The sequence below is a fragment of the Streptomyces uncialis genome, assembly GCF_001905345.1.
In the GTDB taxonomy this organism is placed as follows: Bacteria; Actinomycetota; Actinomycetes; order Streptomycetales; family Streptomycetaceae; genus Streptomyces; species Streptomyces uncialis.
Map to the genome: position 1 here is coordinate 145,315 of NZ_LFBV01000013.1, position 9,700 is coordinate 155,014.

Sequence of the window (9,700 nt, forward strand, 5' to 3'; positions counted from 1 at the left end):
TTCCGCGGCTCGGGGTCAGGGGTCAGGGGTCTGGACGGTCCACGGACGCCGACCGCCGGGACGCCCGGATACCGTGCGGGCATGCGTTTCTCCGTGCTCGGCCCGCTCACCGTCTCCACGGCGGCCGGTGACCCGGTCGACGTCCCCGAGGCCAAGGTCCGCGCACTGCTGGCCGCCCTGCTGGTCCACGCGGGCCGGACCGTGTCGTCGGACCTGCTGGTGGACCATCTGTGGGGCGACCGGGTGCCCCGTAATCCGGCGGGCGCCCTCCAGACGAAGGTGTCCCGGCTGCGCGGCGCCCTGGAGCGGGGCGAGTCGGGGGCCGCGGAGCTGGTGGAGTCGAGGGCCCCGGGGTATCTGCTGCGGACCGGAGCCGGTGACGTGGACTCCCACCGGTTCACCGAACTGACCACCTCGGCCTATGACATCGGGGACCCCCGGACCAGGTCGGACCTGCTCACCGACGCCCTGGCGCTGTGGAAGGGGGACGCGTTCGCCGATCTGCGGGAGGTCGCTTTCCTGCACTCCGCGGCCGAACGCCTGGAGGAGCAGCGGCTGACCGCGCTGGAGGCACGCGCCGAGGCCCGGCTTGAACTGGACGAGCACCACGCGCTGACGGACGAGCTGGGCGAGCTGGCGGCTCGTCACCCGCTGCGGGAGCGGTTGCGGGCCGCGCACATCCGGGCGCTGTACCGGGCCGGGCGGCAGTCCGAGGCCCTGGCCGCCTACACCGCGCTGCGGAAGCTGCTGGCCGATGAACTGGGGGTGGACCCCGGCCCGGAGCTGGTCGCCCTCCACCAGGCGGTCCTCGCGCACGACGCGGCACTGGGGACGGCTCCCGCCACCCGCAGACGCGGCACCGGCGCCCCGTCGGCCCCCTTCGCCGGATCGCCGGCGCCGTCCGCCGGGTTGCCTGGATCACCGACCCCGCCCACCGGGTTGTCGGCCCCGCTCGCCGGACTGATCGGGAGGACGCGAGCGGTGGCCGCGGCAGCCGAACTGCTGCTCGCGCACCGGCTGGTGACGCTGACGGGGCCCGGCGGGGTCGGCAAGACCCGGCTGGCGGAGGAGGTGGCGGGCCGGGTGGCCGGTGACTACCCCGACGGCGTCAGGATGGTCGGTCTCGCCGGATCGCTCGACGTGGCCGAGCAGTTGAGCGCGGCCCTGGGCATCCGCGAGGAGGGCCCGGCGGGGCTGGAGGACGCGCTGCGCTCCCGGCGGCTCCTGCTCCTGCTGGACAACTGCGAGCACGTCATCGACTCGGCGGCCGACGTCATCCGCCGCGTCCTGGGCGCCGCCCCCGGCCTGCGTGTCCTGGCCACCAGCCAGGAGCCGATCGGGCTGGCCGGGGAGGCGGTGTGGACGGTGCCGCCGCTGGCGCAGGCCGACGCCGAGCTGCTGTTCGCCCAGCGCGCCGCGGCCGCCGCGCCCGGATTCACCGTGACCGGGGACAACGCGGAGGCCGTCGCGGAGATATGCCGCCGCCTCGACCGGATACCGCTCGCGCTGGAACTGGCCGCGACCCGGGTCCGCGCGCTGGGCGTGCGTGAGCTGTCCGCCCGCCTCGACGACCGGTTCCGGCTGCTCGACGGGGGCCACCGCGGGACGCCCGCCCGGCAGCGGACCCTGCGGGCGGTGATCGACTGGAGCTGGGAGCTGCTCGGCGACGACGAGCGGACGGTGCTGCGCAGGCTGTCGGTCTTCGCCGACGGCTGCGCCCTTGAGGCGGCTGAGTCGGTGTGCGGCGGCGACACGGATGTCCTGGGGCCGCTGATCCGGCTGGTGGACCGCTCGCTCGTCACGGTGACGGACGGTCCCCGCTACCGGCTGCCGGAGTCCGTGGCCGCGTACGCCTCGGAACGTCTCGCGGAGGCGGACGAGTCCGGGACCGTCGGACAGCGCCACCACTCCTACTACGCCGGACTGGTCGGGCGGGCCGCGCCCCTGCTCCACGGCCCCGGGCAGCGGCAGTGGGTGAACCGGCTGGACCAGGAGAGCGCCAATCTGCGTACGGCGCTGGAACGGGCCCTGCGGCACGGGGAGCCGGCTGCGGCAGCGCGGATGGCGCTCGCCTCCACCTGGTACTGGTTCCTGCGCGGCCGGCTCAGCGAGGCCCGCCGGTCGCTCGGCGAGACCCTGCGCGTCACCGGCGCGGACCGGTCCGGGCAGCGCTCCCGTATCGCCCTGTGGCACGAGGGTTTCGCCCTGCTGGCCGGGGAGGCCCGGCAGGGTCCGGTTCCGAAGGCCGGACGCGGCGCAGGCGGGTGGGGCGGGGACGCGCGGGCCGTGTGGTTCCTCGGCCACTCCTCGCTCAGGGCGGGCGAGGACCTGGCCCGCAGCGAGGTCCTGGTGGACCGGGCCCTGACGTCCTTCCGCGCGGACGGCGACCGCTGGGGGATCGCCGCGGCGCTGAGCACCAGGGCCGTCCAGAGACTGCTGCGGGGCGACCTCGCCGCGCTGCGGAGCGACGCGACGGACGCCCACGCGCTCTTCGACGAGCTCGGGGACCCCTGGGGCCGTCTTCAGAGCTCGTACCCGCTGGCGGCGCTGGCCTCGATCACCGGTGACCACGCCCATGCCTCGGCGTTGCACGAGCAGGGTCTGCGGCTCGCGGAGGAGCTGGGGTTCTGGGCGGACGCCGCCGACCGGCTCACCGGCCTGGGCCGGGTCGCCCTGCTGACCGGTGACTTCCGGCGGGCCGCCGCACTCCACCGGGACGCCAGGGCGCGCGCCGCCGAGCACGGATACGCGGCCGGTGAGGTCCACGCCGAGATCGGCCTGGCCCTCGGGGCCCGCCGCGAGGGCGACCTCGACCTCGCGGAGCGGTATCTGCGCAAGACCCTCGCCTGGCACCGCGAGGTCGAGTTCGGCCCCGGCCCCGCGCTCCTGCTCGCCGAACTCGGCTTCCTCGCCGAACAGCGCGGCGATGCCGCCCTGGCCCTGTCCCTCCACCAGCAGGGTCTCGCGGTCGCCCGCGAGGGCGGCGACCCCCGGGCCGTCGCCCTCGCCCACGAGGGCCTGGCCGGTGCCCATTCCCTCGCGGATCGACCCGCGCGGGCGGCCCGCCTCCTGGGCCTGGCGGCCCGTGCCCGCGAACGGTCCGGCGCCCCGCTCCCGGAGGCCGAGCGGGGCGACGTGGACCGCGTCACCGCCCGCGTCCTCGCGGCCCTGGGCGACGAGGTGTTCACCGCCGAGTTCTCCGCACCGGGCGAGGACGCCCCCGAGCCGGGACACGCCGGAGGTCCGGACGGCGAGAACGGCTGACACCTGACGGACCTCACACGGCGACGGTCACAGGTACGGGTACGGGTACGGGTACGGGTACGGGACACCCGCTCCGCCGACGCGCGCCGGGCTCCGTGACGCCGGTCGTCGCGCCCGAGCCGTCCGGCGCGGCGTCAGATCACCAGCCGCAGCCGGAGATCCGCGAGCCCCACCCGGACCGTCTGGCCCCAGGTGAGCTCCAGCGCGTCGCTCTCCACCCCGTCCCCGAAGACCACCAGCCGGTCCGACTCCACCACGAGCCGCAGTTGTTCGTTCCCGCCGAGCGTGCCCTCCACGAGCGAGGTGCCGGTGGCGGGCGACGGCCAGGCCTCCCGGACGAACCAGACCAGGCCGGGGGCGGCAGGCGCCGGCAGCGTCAGCCCGCTGCCCCGCTCCCGCCAGAGGGACCCCAGCCAGCCCGTCGACCCGGTGCCGGTGCCGACCAGCACCCCGGAGGACGCCTGGGCCTCCTCCGTGTCCCCGCCCGCGTCCCCGCGCCGCCCCGCGCCGCCGTGGGCCGTCGTACCGAGCCGGTAGCGCGCCGTCTGGTGCCCCGGCGCACCCAGATAGATCTCGTTGAGCGCGCGGAGCACCTGGGTGTCGTCGGCCACCGCCTCCACCATCGTCAGCTCGTCGCACAGCGCGCCGGGCGAGACGGCGGCGGCCAGCAGCCGGGCCGTGTCCGCGGACCGGTGACGCACCAGTACGCCGAGACCCCGGCCCGGCTCGGGGTCCACCCCGACCACGGGCTGTCCGGTCAGGTACTTCGCGGTGTTGGCGACCAGTCCGTCCGCGCCGACCACCACGACCACGTCCTCCGGGCCGAACAGGAACCGGTCCAGATCGCCGCGCTCCACCCGGGCCTGACGCCAGCTCAGCGGAACGGCCGCCGCCGTCTCGGCGAGCGTCCGCCGGGCCAGCGCGTGCCGCGCCGCCACCCCGGCGAGGCTCCGGCCCCGGGAGGAGAGGAAGAAACCGGCCTGCCCCGCGGTGCCGTGCCGGGCGAGCAGTTCCTCGTACTCCGTCGTGCGGTGGACCAGCACCGCCCTCGGCGCGAGACTCACGCCCCCGGCTCCCGTCGCGCGCCGGGGCGGCCGAGGCGTTCCAGCAGCCCGGTCAGCACGTCCGGCGAGACGGTCAGACTGTCGATGCGCGGCAGGTTCTCGGCGAGCCGGGCGGCCGTCAGCGCGTGCAGGGTCTCGGGGGAGGCGTCGCCGTGCACCCGCAGCCAGGACGCCTCGGCCCCCGCCCGCGCCTCCCCGGCCTCCCGGGCCGCCTCGGCCTGCGCCCTGGCGAGCCGGACCGTACGGGCCGCCTCGGCCTCCGCCCGGATCGCGTCGGCGGCGGCCTGCTCCTCGGCCTCCCGGCGGGCGTTGGCGCCCCGCTGCTCCACCAGCCGTTCCTCCTGGCGGGCCAGCTCGATCTTGCTGCCCAGTTCGTTCTCGGCGATCGTGCGCTCCCGCTCCACCGCCACGGCCCGGCGCTCGTAGGTGGCCCGGTCGGCCTCCTGCTGGATACGTTCACGCGCGGGGGTGCGCAAGGCGCGTTCGACCTCGGGCTCGGGACGGATCGCCACCACGCGCACCCCGACCACGGTGAGCCCGGTCGCGGCGAGCCGGGGCTCCGCGCCGAGCCCGTCCGTCACCCGCTCCCGTACCGCGGCCACACCGTCGACCAGGGCCCCGGCGAGCGGGGTCCGGGCGAGGACGTCGAGCGCGTGCTGCTGGGCCGTCTCCGAGAGCAGCGTGGAGAGCTGCTCCAGCGGCGAACCGCGCCAGGCGCCGGTGTCCGGGTCGATGGAGAAGTCCAGCCGTTCGGCGGCGACGGCCGGATCACCGATCCGGTACGTGACGGTCGCCTGCACGGTCACGTCCTGGAAGTCGGCGGTACGGGCGTGGAACGCCATCGACTCCTCACGGTCGTCGACCGGTATCTCCGAGAGGGCCGCGGTGAGGGCGCGGTACCAGAATCCGATGCCCGGACCGTCGTGGACGAGTCCGCCGTCCCGGTGGTGCCGGATATGGGAGGTGGGGGCGGAGCGCAGATGGCGCCAGCCGAGACGCCTGGTGATGTCGGCCATGAGGGACCCCTTTTCGTCTCCATGACATTAAAGGGTTCCCTCTTTTTGGTCAAGTTGACTATTTAAAGGAGGCGGCGCACACCGCCCTCCCGCGCACGAGGTCGAGGACGAGGACCCGGCAGCACCCAGGGCCTCCGGACCCGCCACCTCGGGGACCCGCCGCCTCAGGGCCTCAGGACTCACGAGCGCTCAGGACGCACAAGGACCTCAAGACTCACGAGGGGGGCCAGGCTCACGAGCGGGCCAGGGCTCAGACGCCCGCCGCCGCGGCCCCCGCACCCCGGCTCAGCGCGGCCGCCGCGGCGCCCACCAGTCCCGCGTCCGCCCCCATCTGAGCGGGTGTCACCGTGAGGCGCTGGACGAAGGACAGGGCCGCGTAGTCACGCAACGACCTGCGCAGCGGGGCGAACAGCACCTCGCCCGCGTTGGCCACACCGCCGCCGATCACCGCGATGTCGATCTCCACCAGGGTCGCGGTCGCCGCGATCCCGGCGGCGAGCGCCTGCGCGGCCCGCCGGTACGACGCGAGGGCGACCGGGTCACCCGCGCGCGCGGCGACGGCGACGGCCTCGGCGGAGGCGTCCCCGTCCGCGCCGGGGCGCCAGCCGCCCTCCAGCGCGCGGCGGGCGATGTTGGGGCCGCTGGCGATGCGCTCCACACAGCCGCGCGCACCGCACGGACACGGATCGCCGTCGAGGTCGACGCTGATGTGCCCGATGTGCCCGGCGTTCCCCGTGGGCCCCGGATGCAGTCGGCCGCCGAGGACCAGCCCGCCGCCCACACCGGTCGACACCACCATGCAGAGCGCGTTGTCATGGCCCCGTGCGGCACCCTGCCAGTGCTCCGCGGCCGTGATCGCGACACCGTCGCCGATCAGCTCCACGGGCAGCCCCCCGGTCGCCGAGGCGACCCGCTCCACCAGCGGATACCGGCGCCACCCGGGGACGTTCACCGGACTGACCGTGCCCGCCACCGCGTCCACCGGTCCCGCGCTGCCGATCCCGACGGCCCGCACCGACGACCACAACGGCGACACCGTCAGCTGTGCGACGACCTCCGTGACGGCCCGCATCACCGTGTCGCCGTCCTCGTGCGCGGGCGTCGGCCGCTGCGCCCGCGTGTGGACACGGCCCCGGTCGTCCACGAGTGCGGCGGCGATCTTTGTCCCGCCGATGTCGAGCGCGGCGACGAGGTCGGTCAGCATCAGTGTGGGATCTCCTGGTGGAAGGGCCGTCCGGAGAAAGCGTGGAACAGTCTCCCTCGCGTCTGACAACGTTGTCCAGGCTCTATGCTCGTCGCCACATCGTCATGCATACCCGGAAAACGTACCCGTACGACAGGACAGGACGCCGCATAGTGGCCGATATAGCCCGCAGAGCCGAGAACCGCTACGGCAACCGTCCGACCATGAAGGACGTCGCCGCGCGCGCAGGAGTCGGTCTCAAGACCGTGTCACGCGTGGTCAACGCGGAGCCGGGGGTCACGGCGGACACGGAGCGACGCGTCCAGGAGGCCATCGACGCACTCGGGTTCCGGCGCAACGACAGCGCGCGGGTACTGCGCAAAGGGCGTACCGCCAGTGTGGGACTCGTCCTGGAGGATCTGGCCGATCCCTTCTACGGTCCGCTGAGCAGGGCCGTCGAGGAGGTGGCCCGCGCGCACGGCGCGCTGCTCATCAACGGCTCCAGCGCGGAGGACCCGGGCCGGGAGCAGGAGTTGGCGCTCGCGCTCTGCGCGCGGCGGGTGGACGGGCTGGTGGTGATCCCCGCCGGGGACGACCACCGGTACCTGGAACCGGAGATCAGGGCCGGGGTCGCCACGGTGTTCGTGGACCGGCCCGCCGGACGTATCGAGGCGGACACCGTGCTGTCGGACAGTTACGGCGGTGCCCGCGCCGGGGTGGCGCATCTGATCGCCCACGGGCACCGGCGGATCGGGTTCATCGGCGACCAGCCACGCATCCACACGGCGGTCGAGCGGCTGCGGGGGTACCGGTCGGCCATGGCCGACGCCGGGATACCGGTCGAGGACGCGTGGATGTCCCTCGGGACGACCGTCCCCGAGCGGGTACGGGTGGCGGCGGAGGCGATGCTGTCGGGCCCCGGAGCGGTGACAGCGGTCTTCGCGGGGAACAACCGGGTGACCGTGACGGTGGTGCGTGTGCTGGCCGAACGGAGCCGTCCGGTCGCCCTGGTCGGCTTCGACGACCTGGAACTGGCGGACCTGCTGGTACCGGGGCTCACGGTGATCGCCCAGGACGCCGCGCAGTTGGGACGGACGGCCGCCGAACGGCTGTTCCGTCAGCTCGACGGGGGCTCACGGACCCCGGAACGCATCGAACTGCCGACCCGGCTGATCACCCGGGGGTCCGGCGAGATACCCCCGGCCGACTGACTCCGCGCCGACCCGCGCCCCCTCCTCCGGCGTCCCCTCATCCGGTCGGCGCGGTCCGGCGCGGGAACGCGAGCGCTCGCAGGGCCGGGGCGGTGAGTCCGGTCGCCGTCGTGACCTCGGCCTCGTCCAGTGCGCCGCAGTCCGTACCCCGGACCAGGAAGCCGCTGAGGGCACGCGCCGTAGCCGGTTCGTCCAGTACGTCGCCGCCCGTGCGTTCCACATAGGCGCGCAGCCGTTCCGCCGCCCGCGCGAACCCCTCCCGGTAGAAGGCGAAGACGGCCGCGTACCGCGTCGGGAGATGACCGGGGTGCATGTCCCAGCCCTGGTGGTACGCGCGGGCCAGGGCCCGCCGGGTCAGCCGGTGGTGCAGCCGCCAGGCCTCGTGGACGCGTGGAGTGGGGCCCACCGGCAGGACGTTGGTGGATCCGTCGGACACCCGTACGCCCGTCCCGGCCGCCGCGACCTGCATGACGGCCTTGGCGTGGTCCGCGGCGGGATGGTCGCTCGACTGGTACGCGGCGGCGACCCCCAGACAGGCGCTGTAGTCGAACGTGCCGTAGTGCAGCCCCGTGACGCGTCCCTCCCCCGCCTGGATCATGCGGGCGACGGTCGCCGTGCCGTCGGCCGCGAGCACGGCCTGGCTGGTCTCGACCTGGATCTCGAACCCGATCCGCGCGGGCAGCGGCCCCCGGGCCCGCTCGAACCCGTCGAGGAGCCGGACCATCGCCGTCACCTGCTCCGGATACGTCACCTTGGGCAGCGTCAGCACGAGTCCGGCGGGCAGCCCCCCGGCGTCCATGAGTCCGGTCAGGAAGATGTCCAGGGTACGGATGGCCCGCTCCCGTACCGGCGCCTCCAGGCACTTCGTCCGGACACCCATGTACGGGGCGGCCGTACCGTCCGCGTACGCCCGCGCCACCAGCCGGGCGGCCCGCGCCGCGGCCTCGTCCTCCTCCGTGTCGGAGCGGGTGCCGTAGCCGTCCTCGAAGTCGATCCGCAGATCCTCGACCGGCTCGCGCTCCAGTTTGGCCAGTACCCGGGTGTGCACCGGCTCCGCCAACTCCTCGGGCAGACCGAGAACCGCCGCCAGGGCGGACGCGTCCGGCGCGTGCTCGTCGAGGAGTTCCCGCGCCAGATCCCCCCACCGCCGGACCGTACCCGCGTCGAACACATCACCCGGCACGTAGACGGTGTGCACCGGCTGCCGGGTGCCCGGGTCCCCCGGGTACGTGCGCGCCAGTCGTACGTCGACCGGGGCGAGCGCCGCGCAGACGGGCCCGGTGACCTCCCGCGTGAGGCTTCTCGCCACGTGCTCGCGCTGCCGCATGCCACGACCTCCCGCGTTCCGCCGTACGCCGGTCCCGTACCGGGACGGTGAAGCTACCCAGCGGTCGCGGGCCGGTAACAACCCCTGGGGGCGTACTCCGTGGGGTACGTGTTCGTGTGGCGGTATGGCCGGGCCCCCGTGCCCGGTGGGGGTCGCGGGGGCCGTGGGTGACCGGCAGCCGGATCGGCCAGGGCCGGCCGGACTGTCCGGTCAGGTCGGATCAGGCCGGCCGGGCTGTCCGGGCCGGCCGGACCTTCCAGGCCGGTCGGATCAGGCCGTGCGGGTCAGTTCTTGCGGTGGTTGATCTCGTCGGTCAGCTGGGGCAGGACCTTGAACAGGTCACCCACCACACCGAAGTCCACCAGGTCGAAGATCGGCGCCTCCGCGTCCTTGTTCACCGCCACGATCGTCTTCGACGTCTGCATCCCCGCCCGGTGCTGGATCGCCCCCGAGATCCCGTTCGCCACATACAACTGCGGCGACACACTCTTCCCCGTCTGACCCACCTGACCCGCATGCGGATACCAGCCCGCGTCCACCGCCGCCCGCGACGCCCCCACCGCACCACCCAACGCATCCGCCAGAGCCTCCACCACCCCGAAGCCCTCCGCACCCCCCACACCACGACCACCCGA

General features: G+C 74.6%; 7 protein-coding genes. 2 read left to right on the forward strand and 5 right to left on the reverse strand.

The genetic code is table 11. The features are described from left to right. Positions 1–81: 81 nt before the first annotated feature. Positions 82–3,264: an AfsR/SARP family transcriptional regulator gene (locus AB852_RS36935; protein ID WP_073795885.1), complete on the forward strand. Its 3,183-nt coding sequence runs from the start codon at positions 82–84 to the stop codon at positions 3,262–3,264. Positions 3,265–3,398: 134 nt separating this feature from the next. Here the strand turns inward: AB852_RS36935 and AB852_RS36940 are convergent, their stop codons facing one another. The 3 genes from AB852_RS36940 to AB852_RS36950 form a co-directional block, all read right to left on the reverse strand. Next, positions 3,399–4,328, reverse strand: coding sequence for a hypothetical protein (locus tag AB852_RS36940; protein WP_073795888.1), 930 nt, complete (start codon positions 4,326–4,328; stop codon positions 3,399–3,401). After that, entirely contained in the window at positions 4,325–5,344 is a 1,020-nt protein-coding gene (locus AB852_RS36945; protein WP_073795890.1) for an SPFH domain-containing protein, read from the reverse strand. The genes AB852_RS36940 and AB852_RS36945 overlap by 4 nt, the downstream gene beginning before the upstream one ends. A gap of 250 nt (positions 5,345–5,594) precedes the next feature. Then, positions 5,595–6,548, reverse strand: coding sequence for an ROK family protein (locus tag AB852_RS36950; RefSeq protein WP_073795892.1), 954 nt, complete (start codon positions 6,546–6,548; stop codon positions 5,595–5,597). Between the two features lie 104 nt (positions 6,549–6,652). Between AB852_RS36950 and AB852_RS36955 the strand changes: the two genes are divergently transcribed. Further along, positions 6,653–7,738, forward strand: coding sequence for a LacI family DNA-binding transcriptional regulator (locus tag AB852_RS36955; RefSeq protein ID WP_073795894.1), 1,086 nt, complete (start codon positions 6,653–6,655; stop codon positions 7,736–7,738). Positions 7,739–7,775: 37 nt separating this feature from the next. Here the strand turns inward: AB852_RS36955 and AB852_RS36960 are convergent, their stop codons facing one another. Together AB852_RS36960 and AB852_RS36965 are read right to left on the reverse strand one after the other, a co-directional pair. Continuing rightward, positions 7,776–9,065, reverse strand: a complete 1,290-nt coding sequence (locus AB852_RS36960) for a DUF6986 family protein (protein WP_073795896.1) — start codon at positions 9,063–9,065, stop codon at positions 7,776–7,778. Positions 9,066–9,349: 284 nt separating this feature from the next. Continuing rightward, positions 9,350–9,700: electron transfer flavoprotein subunit alpha/FixB family protein (locus AB852_RS36965; RefSeq protein WP_073785713.1), on the reverse strand; the 351-nt coding region annotated here is incomplete at its 5' end.

Excerpts from the sequence above, each read along its gene's own strand:
- AB852_RS36935 (WP_073795885.1), top strand. The coding sequence starts at position 82 with ATGCGTTTCTCCGTGCTCGGCCCGCTCACCGTCTCCACGGCGGCCGGT.
- AB852_RS36950 (WP_073795892.1), bottom strand. The coding sequence starts at position 6,548 with ATGCTGACCGACCTCGTCGCCGCGCTCGACATCGGCGGGACAAAGATC.
- AB852_RS36960 (WP_073795896.1), bottom strand. The coding sequence starts at position 9,065 with ATGCGGCAGCGCGAGCACGTGGCGAGAAGCCTCACGCGGGAGGTCACC.
- AB852_RS36945 (WP_073795890.1), bottom strand. The coding sequence starts at position 5,344 with ATGGCCGACATCACCAGGCGTCTCGGCTGGCGCCATCTGCGCTCCGCC.
- AB852_RS36955 (WP_073795894.1), top strand. The coding sequence starts at position 6,653 with ATGCATACCCGGAAAACGTACCCGTACGACAGGACAGGACGCCGCATA.